This window comes from Fusobacterium sp. DD2, from assembly GCF_018205345.1.
Classification (GTDB): Bacteria; Fusobacteriota; Fusobacteriia; order Fusobacteriales; family Fusobacteriaceae; genus Fusobacterium_A.
Genome location: NZ_JADRHM010000041.1, coordinates 1 through 20,655, shown reverse-complemented (window position 1 = coordinate 20,655; position 20,655 = coordinate 1). Strand labels below are relative to the sequence as shown.

The 20,655-nt window shown below is 33.1% G+C and carries 18 protein-coding genes; all 18 read right to left on the bottom strand.

What is annotated here, in order from left to right; translation table 11 throughout:
• Nucleotides 1-49: 49 nt before the first annotated feature.
• Nucleotides 50-688 (bottom strand): outer membrane beta-barrel protein, encoded by a 639-nt coding sequence (locus IX290_RS07420; protein ID WP_211492580.1) that lies wholly within the window; start codon nt 686-688, stop codon nt 50-52.
• Nucleotides 689-806: 118 nt separating this feature from the next.
• Nucleotides 807-2,156, bottom strand: a complete 1,350-nt coding sequence (locus tag IX290_RS07415) for a sodium-dependent transporter (RefSeq protein WP_211492579.1) — start codon at nt 2,154-2,156, stop codon at nt 807-809.
• Between the two features lie 156 nt (nt 2,157-2,312).
• Nucleotides 2,313-3,947, bottom strand: coding sequence for a tryptophanase (locus tag IX290_RS07410; RefSeq protein ID WP_211492578.1), 1,635 nt, complete (start codon nt 3,945-3,947; stop codon nt 2,313-2,315).
• 409 nt (nt 3,948-4,356) lie between these two features.
• Nucleotides 4,357-5,709, bottom strand: a complete 1,353-nt coding sequence (locus IX290_RS07405; RefSeq protein WP_211492577.1) for a sodium-dependent transporter — start codon at nt 5,707-5,709, stop codon at nt 4,357-4,359.
• Between the two features lie 199 nt (nt 5,710-5,908).
• Nucleotides 5,909-7,540, bottom strand: a complete 1,632-nt coding sequence (locus IX290_RS07400) for a tryptophanase (protein ID WP_211492576.1) — start codon at nt 7,538-7,540, stop codon at nt 5,909-5,911.
• 672 nt (nt 7,541-8,212) lie between these two features.
• A complete protein-coding gene (gene rpsR, locus IX290_RS07395; protein WP_211492575.1) occupies nt 8,213-8,431 on the bottom strand; it encodes a 30S ribosomal protein S18 in 219 nt (72 codons plus the stop codon).
• Nucleotides 8,432-8,472: 41 nt separating this feature from the next.
• The gene (gene rpsF / locus IX290_RS07390) at nt 8,473-8,757 is read right to left on the bottom strand and encodes a 30S ribosomal protein S6 (protein ID WP_211492574.1); all 285 of its coding nucleotides are present in this window, start codon (nt 8,755-8,757) and stop codon (nt 8,473-8,475) included.
• Between the two features lie 101 nt (nt 8,758-8,858).
• The gene (gene ftsZ / locus IX290_RS07385; protein ID WP_211492573.1) at nt 8,859-9,926 is read right to left on the bottom strand and encodes a cell division protein FtsZ; all 1,068 of its coding nucleotides are present in this window, start codon (nt 9,924-9,926) and stop codon (nt 8,859-8,861) included.
• A 24-nt stretch (nt 9,927-9,950) separates the two neighbouring features.
• Nucleotides 9,951-11,279, bottom strand: a complete 1,329-nt coding sequence (gene ftsA / locus IX290_RS07380) for a cell division protein FtsA (RefSeq protein WP_249168892.1) — start codon at nt 11,277-11,279, stop codon at nt 9,951-9,953.
• Entirely contained in the window at nt 11,269-11,964 is a 696-nt protein-coding gene (locus IX290_RS07375) for a cell division protein FtsQ/DivIB (protein WP_211492572.1), read from the bottom strand. Before IX290_RS07375 ends, ftsA begins: the two co-directional genes overlap by 11 nt.
• A gap of 11 nt (nt 11,965-11,975) precedes the next feature.
• The gene (locus IX290_RS07370; RefSeq protein ID WP_211492571.1) at nt 11,976-12,842 is read right to left on the bottom strand and encodes a D-alanine--D-alanine ligase; all 867 of its coding nucleotides are present in this window, start codon (nt 12,840-12,842) and stop codon (nt 11,976-11,978) included.
• A gap of 15 nt (nt 12,843-12,857) precedes the next feature.
• Complete coding sequence (gene murB, locus IX290_RS07365) at nt 12,858-13,709, bottom strand: UDP-N-acetylmuramate dehydrogenase (protein WP_211492570.1); 852 nt, start codon at nt 13,707-13,709, stop codon at nt 12,858-12,860.
• The gene (gene murC / locus IX290_RS07360) at nt 13,709-15,064 is read right to left on the bottom strand and encodes a UDP-N-acetylmuramate--L-alanine ligase (protein WP_211492569.1); all 1,356 of its coding nucleotides are present in this window, start codon (nt 15,062-15,064) and stop codon (nt 13,709-13,711) included. The genes murB and murC overlap by 1 nt, the downstream gene beginning before the upstream one ends.
• 1 nt (nt 15,065) lies before the next feature.
• The gene (gene murG, locus IX290_RS07355; protein ID WP_211492568.1) at nt 15,066-16,133 is read right to left on the bottom strand and encodes an undecaprenyldiphospho-muramoylpentapeptide beta-N-acetylglucosaminyltransferase; all 1,068 of its coding nucleotides are present in this window, start codon (nt 16,131-16,133) and stop codon (nt 15,066-15,068) included.
• 5 nt (nt 16,134-16,138) lie between these two features.
• Entirely contained in the window at nt 16,139-17,446 is a 1,308-nt protein-coding gene (gene murD, locus IX290_RS07350) for a UDP-N-acetylmuramoyl-L-alanine--D-glutamate ligase (protein ID WP_211492567.1), read from the bottom strand.
• A gap of 80 nt (nt 17,447-17,526) precedes the next feature.
• Nucleotides 17,527-18,615, bottom strand: coding sequence for a phospho-N-acetylmuramoyl-pentapeptide-transferase (gene mraY / locus IX290_RS07345; RefSeq protein WP_211492566.1), 1,089 nt, complete (start codon nt 18,613-18,615; stop codon nt 17,527-17,529).
• A 14-nt stretch (nt 18,616-18,629) separates the two neighbouring features.
• A complete protein-coding gene (gene murF, locus IX290_RS11785) occupies nt 18,630-19,871 on the bottom strand; it encodes a UDP-N-acetylmuramoyl-tripeptide--D-alanyl-D-alanine ligase (RefSeq protein WP_349290750.1) in 1,242 nt (413 codons plus the stop codon).
• A gap of 114 nt (nt 19,872-19,985) precedes the next feature.
• A complete protein-coding gene (gmhB, locus tag IX290_RS11780) occupies nt 19,986-20,549 on the bottom strand; it encodes a D-glycero-beta-D-manno-heptose 1,7-bisphosphate 7-phosphatase (RefSeq protein ID WP_211492564.1) in 564 nt (187 codons plus the stop codon).
• Nucleotides 20,550-20,655: the final 106 nt, after the last annotated feature.

Genomic DNA, 20,655 nt, shown 5'->3' with positions numbered 1-20,655 from the left:
TGGCGCCTAAAGGCACCACTTCCATTATTAAAATCAAACTTTTATTCTATTAGAAATCAAATCTGTAACCAACTGATAGAGTAACTCTTCCATAATTAATCTTAGGACTTGCGCTATCGTATCCATCTTCATCTCTTGCTTCATATTTAACTTTTCCGTAGTTCATCTTATACATTAAGTCAGCTACGAAGTTTTCATACTCTACTCCAGCTCCTAATCCCCAATACATTCCATTTTTATAAGATAATTTTTCTTCTCCCTCATCATCTTTATAAGTTTTAGAAGATTTCATATTAAATGAGTATCCTAAATCAGCTTTTAAATATGGATGAAATTCTGATTCTATTGGAAGATTGTATTTAGCAGTAGCATATAGAGGAACTGATTTAAATCTAGGCATCAAAGGAGCTTCTCCATCCTCATCTTTCGCTGCTTTTGCTCTTCCATGGTCCTGATATCCTAAACCAAGTCCTACTTCTACTTCAGGTAGTACTGATTGAGTAGCTTCAACAGAAAATTCATAACCTATATCCTTACGGTCTGATTTGTTTAACTTATCATCTTGATGACCTTTTACTTCCTTAAATCTACCATATGGATCCAATCCAGCTTTCAAATATACATGAGTTCCTTCAGCCGCCATAGCAGTCATTGATAATGCAAACAATCCAAACAATATCTTTTTCATAAATTTCCTCCTTTATATTTGATAGATATGTATTTTGAAAACTACATATGCTCTATTAATATCATATACCTTGAGAAAGTGAAATTCAACACTTTTTTACAAATTTTTTACACACTTTCTATCCTATGCCATTTAAGACTGCTCCAGCAATTAAAGCTACTATTGCAAGAGGTACATAGAGATATTTTCCAAGAGGTACAAACCAATTTCCAACTGGTTTTTTAGCTCCAGCATTAACTGCATCCTCTGCATATTTCTTTCCTCCTACCCAGTAGAAGAATATTCCTGCAAGTGCTGCTCCTAATGGACATGCATAAATTGATACAGCATCCATCCAAGGTTCAATTATTCCCTGAATTAGAATAGCTACAATAACTCCTGCTACTCCTATTACTCCAACTGATGCTCCTCTGCTCATTTTAAACTGCTCCTGTAAAGTTGCAACTGAAGTTTCATATAAGTTAATAAGTGAAGAGACTCCAGCAAAGAGTACACACAGGTAGAATACTATCCCAACTATACGTCCTCCAGGCATGCTATTAAATACATTTACAAGGTATATAAACATAAGTCCAGGTCCACCAATATCCAATTTTGATCCAGCTACTGCTATTGCAGGTATTATTACAACAGTTGCCAAAATTGCTGCAAAAGTATCATAAAAAGCAACATTTTTAGCTGCTGACACTATATCCTCTTTTTTACTTAAATATGAACCATATATAACTGTTCCACTTCCTGCTATTGACAAACTAAAGAATGCTTGTCCAAAAGCAAATATCCACAATAAAGGATCTTTTATTTTTTCTGAATCTATAGTAAATATATATTTATATCCAGAATGTGCTCCATGAAGACTAAATATATAGATTCCTAAACCTATAAAGAGAATAAACAGTGCAGGCATCATTATCTTATTTGCCTTTTCTATTCCTCCTGCTACTCCCAGTGCCATTATTATAAAACTTACACCCATTGCTATTATTATCCAAATATTATTTCCAAAACTGGTTGCTGTCTGTCCAAATGTACCACCTATAACATTCATGTCATTTCCCATTGCAGTTAACTGCCCTGTAAAAGCCATAAATGTATATTTAAATATCCAACCAACTACAACTGTATATCCCATAGCTAAAGCTAAAGATCCAAGAACTGGAATAAGAGCAAATCCTTCTCCAACTTTCCTTTTTCCCCATTTTTCATCTGCACATTTTCCAAAAGCCCCAATAGGTCCTGCCTGAGCAGATCTTCCAAGAGCCATTTCCTCCATAACTCCAGTAGAAGCTATTAAGATAACAAATAAAAAATATGGTATTAAGAATGTCATTCCACCAAATTGGGACACCATTACCGGGAATCTCCATATATTACCCATTCCTACTGCTGACCCTATACAGGCTAAAATAAATCCCCATTTACTGTTAAATCCATCACGTTGTTCTGTTAACAAATTTTTATCATCCATAAAGGTATCTCCTTATCTCTTCAAATTAGTTACAGTACTATTTTTATGGACATCTTTGATGTAAAATATAGTATTTAGGCCATATTCACAAAACGCCTACAGATTCTCTCTATAGGCGTTCTATTTTTATTTTATACTACTTACTTCAGGATATTTCTATTTTTTATTTGGATATGGTTCCAAGAATGCGTGGAAGTGACGCATTGGTAGATTATGTCCTGAAACTATTCTCATATTAGGTATGCTTTCTCTATCTTCATAAAGTGCTTTTACTGCAGCTATTACATAATCTAGATGTTCTTGGCTCAATTGGCTTCTGTTTATTGCAAAACGCACAACATTACATACTTCTTTTTGCTGTTCTGGAGTTTTTAAATCATATTCCATTGAGTAATCTCCAAGTTCTGATACTCTGATACCATATCTACGGATAAGTTCAAGGCTGAATCCTTCTCCTGCAAATGTTTCGTGTCCACGTTTATTATCAAAAAACTCGTCCATATTGATATATACTCCGTGTCCTCCTGCTGGAAGTACTACACCTTTTACTCCTGCTTTGTAGAATCCTTGTGCTAAGTACTCACATTGTTTTACTCTTTCTTCCAAATAGTCGAAGTTACAACATTCGTATAATCCAGCTGCAAGAGCCATGATATCTCTTCCTGACATTCCACCATAAGAGTCGTTACCATATGATGAGATTTGTTTAACTTTTAACAGGATTCCTACATCTGTTTTTACACTTCCATCTTCATTGAAGTCTGAGAAATTTTTCCAGAATAATCCCTTATCTCTAAATGCCAGGATACCTCCCATGTTAGCATGTCCATCTTTTTTAAGTGATGCTGTAAATCCATCACAGTACGAGAATAGTTCTTTAGCTATTTCAGGTATTGATTTATCTGCATATCCCTCTTCATTTACCTTAATAAAATAACAGTTTTCTGCCCAACGAGCAGCGTCTAGCATAAATGGAATATTGTATTTGTGAGCTATTCTACTTGATTCTCGGATATTTGCCATTGAAACTGGTTGTCCACAAACAGTGTTATTAGTAATAGTTGTATAAACTAATGGTACATTTTCTGGTCCAACAGCTTTTATTAATTCTTCAAGTTTTTTAGTATCCATGTTTCCTTTAAATGGATTCTTTTCATATGATCCACCTTCAGGAACTTCCCATAATAACTCTTTGTTATATAGGTTTCTTGGTATTGATCCCATTTGCTTAATATTTCCTTCAGTAGTGTCAAAGTGTCCATTTGATGGGATTGTAAATGCTTTACCAGGATGCCGTTGATTCAATATTTTACGAACCATTTCAAATAATACTGACTCCGCAGCACGACCCTGTTGAATTATAAATGTGTTAGGTCTTTCCATTTGTGCAGCTCCACCATTAAATAGTCCACCTTCATATTCACAAAGATAAACTTCGTTCATCATCTTATCAATGTCTGTGCAATCTGTTCTAACCAAATCAATGATTCTCTTTTGGTTGTCACCACGTTCCATACAGTCACGTAGTGCATCTAGTAATACGTAGTAACCTTTGTTACGTCCATATGATTCGTCTCCTAAGAACATTGCTGCCCATTGGACATCTGTCATTGCTGTAGTACCTGAATCTGATAACATGTCAACAGTTAACATTCCAGCTGGAAAGGCAAATTCATTGTAGTGAGTTGCTTTTAACGCTCTTTCACGTTGAGCTACAGTCACTCTTGGTATATTACGTTTTACATAAGAAAAAGAACGAGGAGTTGCTACATTTAAAGGATATTCTTTCATTTTATCTACCTCCTGAGTATTTTAAATATATAGAATACCCCGGTCGTCCCAAATAAGTTCCTCACGCTTATTTCGGCCTGGCGGACAGTATTATAAAATAGCCGTAGCTATTATTACCTTGTAATTTATATAAAATATGTTTATAAATGAATTAATCAATTTTATTTATTCACTATTTTTTCACTTTTAAGACATATATTCTACAATTATAAGATACAACTTTTTTTGAATTTGTCAATTTATTATTTTTTGCATATTTTTTTCTACTATTCAAATTATCAAAAAAGGCGTCTTTACTCTTCCTAGAGAATTAAAAAAACATTTTTTATCCTATATAACTGTTATAAAAAAACAAAATAGCACCAATACAAATATTGTATTGGTGCTACTAAATTTTAAACTTTTCTTTTTATCCTATACCGTTTAAGATTGCTCCTGCAATTAAAGCTATTATTGCAAGTGGTACGTAGACATATTTTCCAAGAGTTACGAACCATGAACCAATCTTTTTCTTAGCTCCCATATTAACTGCATCTTCAGCATATTTTTTTCCTCCTACCCAGAAGAAGAATATTCCTGCTAATGCTGCCCCTGCTGGACATGCATAGATTGATACAGCGTCCATCCAAGGTTCGATTATTCCTTGAATTAAAATTGCAACTATTATTCCAAGTACTCCTATTGCAGCAACTGATGACCCTCTGCTCATTTTAAACTGCTCTTGTAAAGTTGCTACAGATGTTTCGTATAGATTAATAAGCGAAGACACTCCGGCAAATAGTACGCACACATAGAATACTATTCCAACTATACGTCCTCCAGGCATGCTATTAAATACGTTTACAAGATATATAAACATAAGTCCTGGTCCACCAACGTCTAGTTTTGATCCTCCAACAGCTATTGCTGGAACTATAACAATTGTAGCTAATAAAGCTGCTAAAGTGTCATAGAAAGCAACGTTTTTACCTGCTGAAACCACGTCTTCATTCTTACCTAGGTAAGATCCATATATAACTGTTCCACTTCCTGCTATTGACAAACTAAAGAATGCTTGTCCAAAAGCAAATATCCATAACATTGGATCCTTAATCATTTCAGGATCTATTGTAAATATATAAGTATATCCTTTTCCTGCTCCATTTAATGTTGCTATGTATATTCCTAATCCTATGAACAGTATAAATAATGCTGGCATCATTATTTTATTTGCTTTTTCTATCCCCTCTGATACTCCTAATGCCATTATTATAAAACTTGCAACCATTGCTATTATTACCCAAAGGTTATTACCAAAGCTGCATGCTGTCTGTCCAAATGTACCCCCTATAATATTCATGTCATTTCCCATTGCAGTTAACTGCCCTGTAAAAGCCATAAATGTATATTTAAATATCCAACCAACTACAACTGTATAACCTATTGCCAATGCTAGCGATCCAATTACTGGAATCAGTGCAAATCCTTCTCCGATTTTTTTCTTTCCCCATTTTAAGTCGGAACATTTTCCAAAAGCCCCTATAGGTCCTGCCTGAGCAGATCTTCCAAGAGCCATCTCTTCTATAACCCCTGTAGATGCTATTAAGATAACAAATAGGAAATATGGAACCAGAAATGTCATTCCTCCAAATTGGGATACCATTACTGGGAATCTCCAAATATTACCCATTCCTACTGCTGACCCTATACAGGCTAAAATAAATCCCCATTTACTGTTAAATCCGTCACGTTGCTCTGTTAATATGTTCTTATTATCATCCATAAAAGTATCTCCTTGTCTCATCAAATTAGTCGTCATACTATTTTATGGCACAGCTCAGACGTAATATATAGTAGTCTTATTCATCAAATGCTATATTCAGAAAACGCCTACAGATTCCTCTATAGGCGTTCTTTTTTATTTAAATGTCATATTGCATTAGATTTTCCATCTTACCGCTAAATATTCTGTTTTTTTATTTTTATTTGTTTGGATATGGTTCCAAGAATGCGTGGAAGTGACGCATTGGTAGATTATGTCCTGAAACTATTCTCATATTAGGTATGCTTTCTCTATCTTCGTAAAGTGCTTTTACTGCAGCTATTACATAATCTAGATGTTCTTGGCTCAATTGGCTTCTGTTTATTGCAAAACGTACAACGTTACATACTTCTTTTTGTTGTTCTGGAGTTTTTAAATCATATTCCATTGAGTAATCTCCAAGTTCTGATACTCTGATACCATATCTACGGATAAGCTCAAGGCTGAATCCTTCTCCTGCAAATGTTTCGTGTCCACGTTTATTATCAAAGAACTCGTCCATATTGATATATACTCCGTGTCCTCCTGCTGGAAGTACTACACCTTTTACTCCTGCTTTGTAGAATCCTTGTGCTAAGTATTCACATTGTTTGATTCTTTCATCTAAATAGTCAAAGTTTAGACATTCATATAATCCAGCTGCAAGAGCCATGATATCTCTTCCTGACATTCCACCATAAGAGTCGTTACCATATGATGAGATTTGTTTAACTTTTAATAGGATTCCTACGTCTGTTTTTATGCTTCCGTCTTCATTGAAGTCTGAGAAGTTTTTCCAGAATAATCCCTTATCTCTAAATGCTAGGATACCTCCCATGTTAGCATGTCCGTCTTTTTTAAGTGATGCTGTAAATCCATCACAGTATGAGAACATTTCTTTAGCTATTTCAGCTATTGATTTGTCTGCATATCCTTCTTCATTTACTTTAATGAAGTAGCAGTTTTCTGCCCAACGAGCAGCGTCTAACATGAATGGGATATTGTATTTGTGAGCTATTTTACTTGATTCTCTGATATTTGCCATTGAAACTGGTTGTCCACAAACAGTGTTGTTAGTTACAGTAGTATAAACTAATGGTACATTTTCTGGTCCAACAGCTTTTATTAATTCTTCAAGTTTTTTAGTATCCATGTTTCCTTTAAATGGATTCTTTTCATATGATCCACCTTCAGGAACTTCCCATAGTAATTCTTTGTTATATAAGTTTCTTGGTATTGATCCCATTTGTTTGATGTTTCCTTCAGTAGTGTCAAAGTGTCCATTTGATGGGATTGTAAATGCTTTACCAGGATGACGTTGATTTAATATTTTACGAACTAATTCAAATAATACTGACTCCGCAGCACGACCTTGTTGAAGTATAAATGTGTTAGGTCTTTCCATTTGTGCAGCTCCACCATTAAATAGTCCACCTTCATATTCACAAAGATAAACTTCGTCCATCATTTTGTCAATGTCTGTACAATCTGTTCTAACTAAATCAATGATTCTCTTTTGGTTGTCACCACGTTCCATACAGTCACGTAGTGCATCTAGTAATACGTAGTAACCTTTGTTACGTCCATAAGCTTCGTCTCCTAAGAACATTGCTGACCATTGAACGTCAGTCATTGCTGTAGTACCTGAGTCTGATAACATATCAACAGTTAACATTCCAGCTGGGAACGCAAATTCATTGTAGTGAGTTGCTTTTAACGCTCTTTCACGTTGAGCCACAGTCACTCTTGGTATATTACGTTTTACATAAGAGTAAGAACGAGGAGTTGCTACATTTAAAGGATATTCTTTCATTTTATCTACCTCCTGAGTATTTTAAGTATATAGAATACCCCGGTCGTCCCAAATAAGTTCCTCACGCTTATTTCGGCCTAGCGGACAGTATATCAAATAATAGCACATGCTATTATAGACTAAAATAAAATGTTTCATTGAAGTTTTATGTTCAGAAACAAAATATAACGATATTATTTAATATCTATTTTACTTTTTCTAAACATCAACACTCATACATATAGAATACAACATTTTTTTTATTTGTCAATGCTTATTTTTATTTTTTTATATTTTAAAAAACTTTTTTTATTCATTTTGTTTTATAATTATAGAATTATGTTTCTTTAGTAAACGAAATATGTATTTTTATTCAGAAAAACTATTTTATTATCAAAGTTATTTTTTTTGAAAAATTTATTTTTTTATACAGAAAATAGTTTCAAAAATTTAATATTATTTATTTTTTTAATTTTATTAAATAAAAACACTGTATTTTATTTTTAAACATTTATTTTATTTCTGATTTTATTTTCACTTTTTAAACATACAAAACTAATATAATATATTATTTTTTAATAAAAAATACTGCTGCTGGAAACCCTTTCAGCAACAGTATTTTCTTTTTTAAATTTTTTTTATTTGTCAATTTATATAAAAAAAGACTGAACTTAAATGTCCAGTCTTAATCTATTATTTTTCAATTCTTGTATAAGGAATTAAAGCGATATTTCTAGCTCTTTTTATAGCTTTAGCTATCTTTCTTTGTAATCTAGCGTTTGCACCAGTTACTCTTGAAGGATTGATTTTTCCTTTATCAGATACGAATCTTTTGATAAGATCTACGTTTTTATAATCAATTTCTTCTGCTTTAACTCTTAATCTAGCTCTTCTTCTTCTGAATTCTGCCATTTTATTTAACCTCCTTTTGATATTTAACTTTTACTGAATTATTAGTTTTGTTTAACGATAATGTATCTTAAAACTTCTTCTACGATGTTTAATTTAGCTTCAACATCTGCTAATACAGTTCCGTCAACTTCAAAAGTAGTTAATACGTAAAAACCAGTTTTCTTCTTATCGATAGGATAAGCTAGTTTTCTTTCTCCCCATTTTTCGCTTTTTTCGATAGTTGCACCTGCAGCAGTTAAAACTCCAGTTACTTTTTCGATTACAGCATCTCTACCTTCTTCAAGTATAGTTGGGTTGATGATGAACATTAATTCATATTTTTTCATTTGTTAACCTCCTCCCTATGGTATTAGCCCAAAACACATAATGATTTTGAGCAGGGTCAGAATATAATATATCATATATTCATAAGAATTTCAAGACTTTTTTATCTTTTTCTTACCCAAGGTGGTAAATCAAGATTTGTCTTTTCAGTTTCTTCTTTTACTTCATTTGCTGCTTTTTCTGATTTTGCAGTGTCTATATTGATAAATGGTTCATTTTTTTCCTCTTCATTTGCAAAGTTATTTGCAATGATAGTAACTTGAACTCTATCTCCAAATTCCTCATCAGTTACAAGTCCAAACATTACGTCATCAGCTGTTTTACCTGCTGCATCTCTAACCATGTCAGCAATAGTTTGAGCTTCCATAAGTGTAATATCAGGTGATCCTGTAATGTTGATAAGTATTTTACTTGCACCTAGTATTGATTTTTCAAGTAGTGGAGATTGAAGTGCTTTTTCAGTAGCTTTTATTGCTCTATTTTCTCCTTCTCCCTCTCCAAATCCTAATACTGCAATACCAGAATTTAACATAGTTGCTTTTACGTCAGCAAAGTCAAGGTTTATAAGTCCGTTACCAATCATAAGATCTGCAACACCTTTAATACCTATTTTTAAGATATTATTTGCTTCTTTAAATGCATTTTGTAAAGTTATTGTTTTATCTGGTAATTCAAATAGTTTATCATTTGGTATTATTACTAGAGCATCTACAGCACTTTTTAGCTTTTCAATACCCATATCAGCATTATTTTTTCTTTTCTTTCCTTCAAATGAGAATGGTCTTGTTACTATAGCAACAGTTAACACTCCCAATTCTTTTGCAACACTTGCAATTACTGGTGCTGAACCTGTTCCAGTTCCACCACCCATTCCTGCTGTGATAAATAACATATCTGTCTCTTCAAGAAGAGCTTTTATCTTCTCTACATCCTCTTCAGCAGCTTGTCTTCCTATTTCTGGATCCGCTCCAGCTCCTAGTCCTCTTGTAAGTTTTTCTCCTAGTTGAATTCTCACATCAGCAAGGGATTTTCCTAAGTCTTGTGCGTCTGTATTGGCAGCTATATATTCAACACCTCCGACTCCAGAAGAAATCATGTCATTTATGGCATTTCCTCCTGCCCCTCCTGTTCCTAGTACTTTTATCTTAACTAAATCCTGATCAATCAACATTCTATAGCCCCCTTTTTTCGGTTTTTAAATAAAGTTTGAAAACCAATTTTTTACAGCTCCAAATACTCCTGATTTTTTTTCTTTTTTCTCTTCCTCTACAGATTCTTCCCCTATGATTTTTGATAAGTCATCTTCCTGAGGCTGATTTTTTCTTTCATTTTTAACTTCTATATCTTGATGTGTATAGCTTCCAGTTTTAATCTTTCTATCTTCATCTTCCATTACTTCGTAGAAAAGACCAATCACTGTAGCCATGCTTGAATCAACATTTCCAAGTCCACTGAAAATATTCGGCGGCAACACTCTTCTAGCAACATATCCAGTTTTCTTATTGATTTTGTCAAGCAGTTCGTCTACACTTATCAACTTATCTCCTATAACACCACCTGTCAACACCAAACCTTTTCCAAGGTATCCATTGAAACCTGATTTCTGAATTGTTCCATCTATATACTCTATGATCTCATCAACTCTGGCACCTATCAGATTCTTAAGGTCCTCTACTGCAATCTCTTTATCTGTACCATAGTGTATTTTTCCATCTTCAGAAATCTCACCATTTCTGTATTTGTCAAGTATCTCTTTAGCATACTCATCATCATCAAACTTAAACATATACATCAGGTCAGTTTTAAAATGCATTCCTCCTAATGGAATAGATTCAATATATATTAATTTTTCATTCTTATACAGAATAATATCAGTAGTTCCCTCACCTATATCAGCAAGAGCTACTCCCATTCTCATATCCTCTTCTCCAAGTGTTGACTTAGCTGAGGCGTATGGATTAAGTATTATTTTTTCAACATCTACACCTATTCTATTTACTGTTTCTACAAGTTTTGCAACCATCTCTTTATCACAGTATATAAGGTGTACATCCCCTTGAAGTTTTGATCCTGTTACTCCAATTGGATTTTTTACTATTCCTGAGTTGTCTACTCTAATATTGTAGATTTCTGTTTTTAAAATCTGTTCATCTCCAAAGAAAACTTTTTCTTCAGCTTTTTTTATAAGCATCTGAATATGCTCTTCATTAATCTCTTCTTCCTGATCAAGATTAAGTTCAGCATTTACTGTTCTTGATCTTATCTTTTCTCCACTTATCCCGATAGATATGGAGTCTACAGGCTCTCCAGTTTCAGCCCTTAATTTTTCTAAAACATCTAAAATAGATTTAGAAAGTGCCTCTCCATCTCTCACTTCACCTTTTACCATACCTTGGCTAGGTCCTTCCATATATTTCAAGACTTTGAGTGTTTCACCATTTGAAGATAGTTCTCCAATAATGGCTTTTATTTTTCCGCTCCCTACATCTACTACTGTTTTTACAATTCCGTCTCTACTTACCATTATTTTTATCCCCCAAACTTTTGACAATAAAGTCATTAAACCTTAAGTCAATATATTCTATTTTTTTGGTCTTTATGAGTTCATAATACAAGTTTTCAACTACTCTATACTTTTCTTTCTCAACCTGGAAATCTGTCTTTATAATTGTTCCATCAGTGAGCACTATCTCAACACAATCCTTATCTTTTATATATACCTGTGAGACTATATTTTTTAAGAGATTATCATCTATCTTCTCACATATATCTAAAAGCTCTTTTATCTCATCTTCATTTTTTACAGTTATAAAGTAGCTGTCTTTTTCATCCTTTTCCTTTAAAAAACCAAAGACCACTCCCTCATTGTCTACAAGATAAACCTTATTTTTTAATTGAGCGTAGTAAGCTACATCTCTCTCTTGGATATTTATAAGTACCTTTCCCAGAGCTATTACTTCTATATCTGCATGTTTAATTCTGACATCTTCTTCAAGGTATCTTTGCAGTTCCCCAAAATCAATGTCCCATATGTTATTATTATAAAGGCTATTAGCCAGTTCTGTCAATTCACTTGATAAAATTTTTGAATTTCCCTGAATTTTTATCTCTTTTATTTTAAATAAATCCATTGGAAGAAATTTAATAGGTATAAGATACAATATCCAGCTTATGAAAAATATAAGCCCAAGTTTTATTATAAACTTCAAAGATTATCTCCTTATTTTTTAAATGTATCAACTGTTATTTTTACCAGGTCATCAAAAGTATATCCTTTTAATGTTCCAAGATCTGGTATCAAACTTGTCTTAGTCATTCCTGGGCAGGTATTTACTTCAAGGAAGTATACCTCATTATCTTTTAATATAAAGTCACTTCTAGAAATTCCCTTAAGTCCAACTGCATTGTGAATCTTAAGAGCATTTTCCATAGCTTTTTCATAGGCTTTTTTGTCTATTTTTGCTGGAAATTCGTGTACTGATCCTCCTGGTGCATATTTTGACTCATAGTCATAATATCCATTTTTAGGAAGTATTCTTATTACCCCAAGGGCTTCACCATTCATTACTCCAACAGTTAGCTCCTCACCTTTTATCATCTCTTCAATTATTGGTTTTTGTCCCTCTAACTCTTTTAGAGCTTTTTCTGCCTCATCTTTATTATAACAGAAATAAACTCCTACACTTGACCCATCTCTTGTAGGTTTTATTACTACTGGGTAAGCATCTATCTCATCAACTGAATAATATGTTCTTGCTGTTTTTATTCCTACCTCTTTAGCTATAGCTTTTGTGTAGGCTTTATCCATAGTTACTGCACTTTCTAAGGCTCCTGAACCTGTATATGTTTTTCCTAACATATCTAAAAGTCCTTGAAAAGTTCCATTTTCTCCATATCCACCATGTAGTGCCATATATGCAAGGTCATACTCATTATCTGTAAATGCTGAAACTAAGTTATCATGATTTACATCTACACCATATGCATCGTAACCCTGTTTTAATAAACTCTCCAATATAGCTGCTCCACTTCTTAGTGAAACCTCTCTTTCTGAAGATATTCCTCCCATAAATACTGCTATTTTCATTTATCCACCTCTATGTTATCTGCTTTTGTTTTTTAATATGATTATCTCTTCTTCAAGCTGAATATTATAGATATCTTTTACTTTGGACTTCACTGTTGCTAAGATTTCTAAAATATCTTCAAAAGTAGCAGTTCCATCATTTACTATAAAGTTAGGGTGCTTTGTTGAAACTTGAGCCCCTCCTATTTTGATCCCTTTAAGTCCAGCTTCTGATATTAGTCTTGCTGAAAAATCTCCCTTTGGATTTTTAAATGTACTTCCAAGATTTGGTTTGTCCAAAGGTTGTTTACTTTCACGAAGTGCCTGAATTTCTATTACCTTTTTAAGGTCAAATCCTCTTTCAAATTCGAAAGTGGCACTTATAATTACCCAATGTTTTTTCTGTATCTCTGTATTTCTATATGAAAATCCCACTTCATCTCTCTTTAAAGTTCTGATTTCATGGTTTTCATCAAATATTTCTACCTCTTTTATACAGTCAAATATCTCACTTCCATAGGCTCCACCATTCATATATACAAGTCCACCTACACTTCCAGGTATCCCTGCAAGATTTTCAAGCCCTGAATAGTTGTGAGTATTCATAAACGATATAAGTTTGTTAAAATCAGCTCCAGCCTCTACTCTTACAAGGCCTTCACCAACCTCTTCAATAGCTGTCATCTTTTTTAAAGAGACAAAAGTTATATCTAAATCTCCATCATCAATTAGAGTATTTGTTCCATTTCCTATAAGGAAAATATTTGGATATTTTTCAAATACCTCTTTCAGTTCCTCTTTTTTCTCTATGTAGATAAATCTCTTTGCCACTCCTCCTACTTTCATATTAGAGTGGTTTTTCATAATATGATTTTCAAATACTATCATTATCTATATTTCCCTTCTAGCTTTTCTGCAACTCTGTGAGCTATCTTAGAGATATCTCCAGCTCCCATAAACATATATACTTTTTGATTATGTTCATTTAAAATCTTCTCATCTATCTTTTCAGGATTTTGCTCAATAGATACTCTTGACTCATCTATTACCCCTTTAAGGTCTTCAAGTCTTACTCCAAACTCATCCTTTTCTCCAGCACTGTAAATAGGTAGAAGAATAATCTCTTCAGCTCCTCTAAATGCATCTTTAAAGTTATTTAAAAGGAATTTTACTCTGCTGTAACGGTGTGGTTGGAATATTACTGTAATCTTGTCTCTTTCAATAGATTGTGCTCCCTGTAAAGTAGCTTTTATCTCAGTAGGGTGATGAGCATAGTCATCTATTACCTTTATACCATTTTTGTTGTAAAGTACATCATATCTTCTTTTTGAACCTCTGAATTTCTCTATATTTTTTTGAATTTCTGGTTCTTCAAGTCCAAATTCAAGTGCTAAGTAAATTACTGGAAGAGAGTTTAAAATGTTGTGTTTTCCTGGGATGTATAGAGTGAATCTTCCAACAAATTTTCCATCTATCATAACGTCATAAGATGTTTTCCCATCATGAATCTCTATATTATCAGCATAGATATCTGCATGTTTATCTACGATACTGTATCTTACTATCTTATTTGGATCTTTAGTTTCAGCTAATTTTTCAAGTACCTCACACTCATCACAGATAAATACCTGTTTTTGTGTCTGATCTATAAATTTTGAAAATGATTTAATTATATTTTCAAGTGATCCATGTGTATCTAAGTGGTCAGCTTCAATATTTGTAATTATTGAGTATACTGGATTCATATATAGAAATGAGTTGTCACTTTCATCAGCTTCAGCTATAAAGTACTCTGATGTACCTGGTTTTGCATTTGAACCAATCTCTGGAAGTATTCCTCCAACTACTATTGTAGGGTCAAGACCTAACATAACTGTTGCAGCCATTGAACTTGTAGTTGTTTTACCATGAGTTCCTGCTACTGCTATTCCTGTTTCCTCATTTAAAAGCATAGCAAGAAGTTCCCCTCTTTTTACTATCTTTATTCCATGTTTTACAGCATAATCATACTCTGGATTATCCTTTTTAATAGCACTTGACGCTATTATCATATTAAAACCTTTTCCTTCAAGATTAGCAGTACTGTGTTCATTGTGAACTACTATTCCCATGCTTTCAAGTTCATTAGTAACATAAGAACGGCTAAGGTCACTTCCTTCAACTTCATATCCTTTGCTTTTCATTATTTTAGCAAGTCCACTCATTCCAATTCCATTTATTCCTATAAAGTAAATTTTTTCCAACTTAATTCCTCCAAATATCTAAAGTTTCTATTATCTTACCTGCTGGATTATCTTTTTTCAGATTTCTTATATTTATCTTCATTGAATCCAGTTCATTCTGATTTTCAAGTAGTTCAAAAGCCTTTTCAACTGCCTGTCCAGACTCTGAGTTCTTATACATCAGAGCTGCACCTGCATCTTTTAAAAGCATTGCATTTGCATATTGTCCCACTTTAATTGAACTATATGGCACTATAATAGATGGTTTCCCAAGTTCTATTATCTCAGAAATTGTAAGGGCTCCAGCTCTGCATATTACCAGGTCTGCAGCTGCCATAATATTTATCATATTATCAAAATACGGCCTTATAATATCCTGCATTTTACATCTCTCTATCTTTTTAACTATCTCATCATAGTTTTTCTCACCAGTTGCCCAGTAAAGTCTTATATTTCTATTTTCAATAAATCTTTCCCAGTTTTTTAATACTCCATCATTAAGCTCTTTAGCTCCTAAGCTTCCACCTGTAATAAGAAGTATCTTTTCATCTGGTTCAGTCTTTATCTTGTCTCTCTCTTCATTTGGGTCAACACTGTATATCTCCTCTCTTAGAGGATTTCCTGTTACCATAACTTTTTTCTGATATTTAATTGGAATATCATCATATGTCTTGTCAAAAGCAAGGAAAGTTTTCTTAACAAATCTGTAGAAAAACTTATTGGTTCCTCCCATATTTGCATTCTGCTCCTGAAGATATACTTTTTTCCCCATTAAAATACCAGCTAAGACCACTGGTACAGATATGTAATTTCCAAATCCTATTATTGCATCTGGTTTTTCTTTTCTCACTATTTTAAAACCTTGAAACAGTCCCTTTATATAACCAAACATATTTCTCAGGTTTCTCGGTGGAGCTATATTCAGTCCAATAAATCTGAATCCCGCCTTTGGTACAATATCTTTTTCCATTCTGATACTTGTTCCTACAAAGACTACTTCCACTCCTCTATCCTTCAATCCCTGTGCTACTGAAAGTGCAGGATATATATGTCCTCCTGTTCCTCCAGTTGTCAAGATTACCTTCTTCAAAAATCTCACCTACCAAAAATATCTCTTACTAACTCCTTGAATACTCTTCCTCTCTCTTCAAAGTTTTTAAACTGGTCATAACTTGAAGTTGCTGGAGAGAATAATATAACTTTCTTATCATTTTTATCAAATCTCTCTTTAATATCCAAAAGAGTTGTTTTAACATCGTGTAACATATGGATTTTATCCTTAGGAAACTCTGTTTTCTCAAGTCTTCCATCCAATTCTTCTGCTATATCTCCTATAAAGTATACCTCACTTACATGGCTGTTTATAAGGTCAATAAGTGGTGTCCACTCAAGTCCCTTGTCAAATCCACCACATATAAGTACACATCCATCATACGCCTCTATTGCAAATTTAGAAGAATCTATATTAGTTGCTTTAGAGTCGTTTATAAATCTTATATTTCCATAATCAAGTACTATTTCCATTCTGTGCTCAAGTGGCTCTGTGTGATATAAAAATCCCTGTAACTGCTCATTTGTAACACCACAGATTTTTGCTGCTGCTACAATAAACAGTATATTTTCAAGGTTGTGCTGTCCCTTAAGTGATAATTTATCACACTCTAATACTGCTCCATCTTTAGAATATAAAATTCCATCCTCTACCCAGTAATCACATTTTTTATCTGGTGATTTAGTAATAGGTACAAGTGTTGCAGGTATCATATCTTTTCTTTTAATTATCTCTGGACAATCTATGTTGTAGATAAAATACTTATCTTTTCCCTGATTCTTGCAGATATTAAATTTTGTGTCATAATATTCAGCTTCATCCTTATATCTTGCAAGGTGGTCTGGTGTAAGATTGATTACCATTGATATAAATGGTTTAAACTCTACTACATTTTCAAGTTGGAAAGAACTCATTTCAAGTACTACATAATCAAGTTCAATCTCATCTGCAAGGATATCAGCTAAAGAAAAACCTATATTCCCGGCAAATTTAGCTCTGTACCCACAATACTGCAACAGTTCAGTTATCTTTGTAGTAGTTGTTGTTTTTCCATTAGTTCCAGTAACCGCTATAATTTTAGCGTTACTTTTATATTTTAACATATATTGATAACATAATTCAATTTCATCTATAACTTTTATTCCTTTTCTTTTGGCCTCTAATACCAGTTCATTGTAAGGAACCCCTGGACTTTTGATAAATATCTCTGTTCCATCTAAGTTATTTAACGCCTCTTTTGAGGTCATGGCTTTTTTATCATCTACCATTATTACCTCATAACCAGTTTTCTCTAAAAGTCTTTTTGCCCCAAGACCGCTTACTCCAGCTCCAAATACCATAGCTTTTTTCATCTTGCTTACCTCAATTCTTTTTAAAAAATATTTTTTCTCTAAGATATACTTATAACCACGGGGGTACCGTGGTTATAAATTTAAAATATTCCTCTCATTCTGATGATTCCTAAAGCAACTATCCCAAAAAGAAGAGTTGTAATCCAAAATCTCATAGTTACTTTAGTTTCAGGCAATCCACACAACTCAAAGTGGTGGTGGATAGGTGCCATTTTAAATACTCTTTTTCCTCTTAGTTTGAAAGAACCAACCTGAATTATTACAGACATAGCTTCAATAACAAAAATTCCTCCAACTACTGGAAGGATAAGTTCCTGTTTTAAAAGTATTGCTATTACTCCAAGTACTCCTCCAAGGCTAAGTGACCCTGTATCTCCCATAAATATCTGTGCTGGATAGAAGTTGTACCACAAAAATCCAAGTCCAGAACCACAGATTGCTGAAAGAAATACTGTTATCTCTCCAGCTCCATCTATATAGAAAAGATTAAGGTGTTTACAAAGTTCCATATGCCCAGTGAAATATGATACTACACCTAAGATAGCTGAACATATTACCATTGGCATAATTGCAAGTCCATCAAGTCCATCTGTTATATTAACAGCATTTGAAGCTCCCATAACTATTATTATGATAAAGATAAGCATTCCAATGCTTCCAATATAAAGCATGCTTTGACTTTGAATAGGATTGATTACTGAAAGGTCGATGGTTCGATTTCCTGTAAGTCCAAAATAATTTATATATAACCATACAAGAACTCCAATTGCTCCCTGTCCTAAAAGTTTTTTCTTTCCAGAAAGCCCCTTTTTATTTACAGTAAACTTCTTATAGTCATCTACAAATCCAATTCCTGCAAAACCCATAAGTGATAAAAGCAGAAGAAGGACAATTTTATTTCCAATATCAGCTACCAATATAGTAGTTATAAATACTGCAATAACTATCAAAACTCCACCCATTGTAGGGGTCCCTTTTTTTGACATATGTGTTGCAGGTCCCTCTGTTCTTATTTTTTCTCCAAATTTTTTAACTTTCAGATAATTAATAAATGGTTTTCCTGCTATTAAAACTATTAAAAAAGCTACTACAAAAGCTATAAACGTTCGTAAATATATTGATTTCAAAAAATCAAATTGTTGAAAATACTGACCTATCAAATATAACATCTTTCCAATTCTCCCTACTTTTCTATTATTTCTTCTATTTTCATACCTCTAGAACCCTTTAAAAGCACAGCTTTTTTCTGAGGTATCTCTTTTATCATTTTTCTTATCTCATCTTTACTCTCACACCAGACAGCTTTTTCACTGTTTTTAATATTGGCAAGAGCCTTTTTCATTCTCTCTCCATAGAGATAGATTTTATCTATTTTAGCAGATAAAGCCTTGTTAATCACATCTTCATGGTACTTTATCTCATTTTCACCAAGCTCAAGCATATCTCCTAATACAGCAACTTTGTCTCTGTCATTATAGAGTCCTGAAAATGTCTCAATTGAGTAGCTCATAGATATAGGACTTGCATTATAGGCATCATTTATATACACAGTATCTCCTATCTCTACCTTTTCAAATCTCATAGCACTGATTTGCATACGCTCCAGGCCTTGTGAAATCTCCTTATAACTCATTTTAAAGAGTTTGCCGATAACAACTGCCATAGAAGCATTAAAAACGTTATGCCTACCATTTAAGGCGATATTGTATCTATCTCCTTCAAGGTCAAAATGAACTCCTTTTTCATCATCTTCTATATTCTTTATTTGAAAATCATTGTTATCTCCGCAACCTACCTTAAGACCAGGTATGTTTTTTAAATAATAATCATCTCCAAATAACACTGTATCTTCTGGTTTTACATATTTAAGCATCTCAGTTTTAGCCTTACATACATTGGCTCTACTCTTTAAAAACTCCAGATGTGAATCCCCAATATTTGTTATTATTCCATAATCTGGAAGTGATATTGAGCAAAGTGTATCTATCTCTCCAAATCCACTCATACCCATCTCAAGAATAAGAATCTCATCATTTTTATCACATTGAAGTATTGTATATGGTACTCCAATATGGTTATTGTAGTTCCCCAGAGTTTTTCTACATCTGTATCTCTCTTTTAATACTGAGTAAACCAAATCCTTTGTAGTTGTTTTCCCATTACTTCCTGTAATTCCAATTATCTTTATCTTAAGTGCCTTTCTATAATCCCTTGCTATATCCTGCATAGCTTTTATTGTATCTTCCACCTTAATTACACGCAGGTCATCTCCCGCATAATTATCTGCTATTACAAGAGAAGCTCCATCTTTTAGTGCACTCTCTATATATGAATTTCCATTATTTATAGCAAAGAAAAGTGAATCTTTCTCTATTTTTCTGCTATCCATAACTACATTTTTTATCTTCTCTATTTTTCTTTTCACTAAATCAAATTTAGTGTTTAAAATTTCAAATAAAATGTCCATTTCTATACCTTTCTTTCCTTGTGACGTCAATATTTTATTGTACCATTTATTAGGTGAATATACAACGGACTTTTATACTATTTTTTTATCTGAAAGAGCAAGAGCAAAATCATAGATTGAATTAAATACATCTACACCCATCTCTTTCACTTCATCTATATGTTCCATCCCATGACCAGTAGTTACAAGTACAGGTTTTACTCCTGCATTTATCCCTGCTTTTATATCACTTATATTGTCTCCAATCATATATGAGTTGGCTCTGTCTATATCAAAATCTTTTACTGCTTCATCCAGCATACCAGTTTCAGGTTTTCTGCAACTGCACTTTACTTTGTATTTTCCTACTCCCTTTTCAGGATGGTGTGGACAGTAATAAAATTTCTCTATATTTATTCCATCTTTTCTTAAAATCTCATTTATCTGTTTATTTAAAAGGACTACATCCTCTTCACTGTAATATCCTCTGGCTATTCCTGACTGATTTGTCACTACTACAAATATATATCCTAAATCTCTTAAAATCTTTAGTCCTTCAATGACACCTTTTTCTAATACAAAGTCTTCTATCTTATGAAGATAGTCCTTCTCTACATTTATAGTTCCATCTCTATCTAAAAATATTGCCTTTTTCATCAAATCTCCTCATTTCCAAATTAATTCTCTACCACTTATATGTATTTTCACATATTATTATAATACCTTTTAATTTAGGCAGTTTCAACTGCTTTTTAAATTTTTG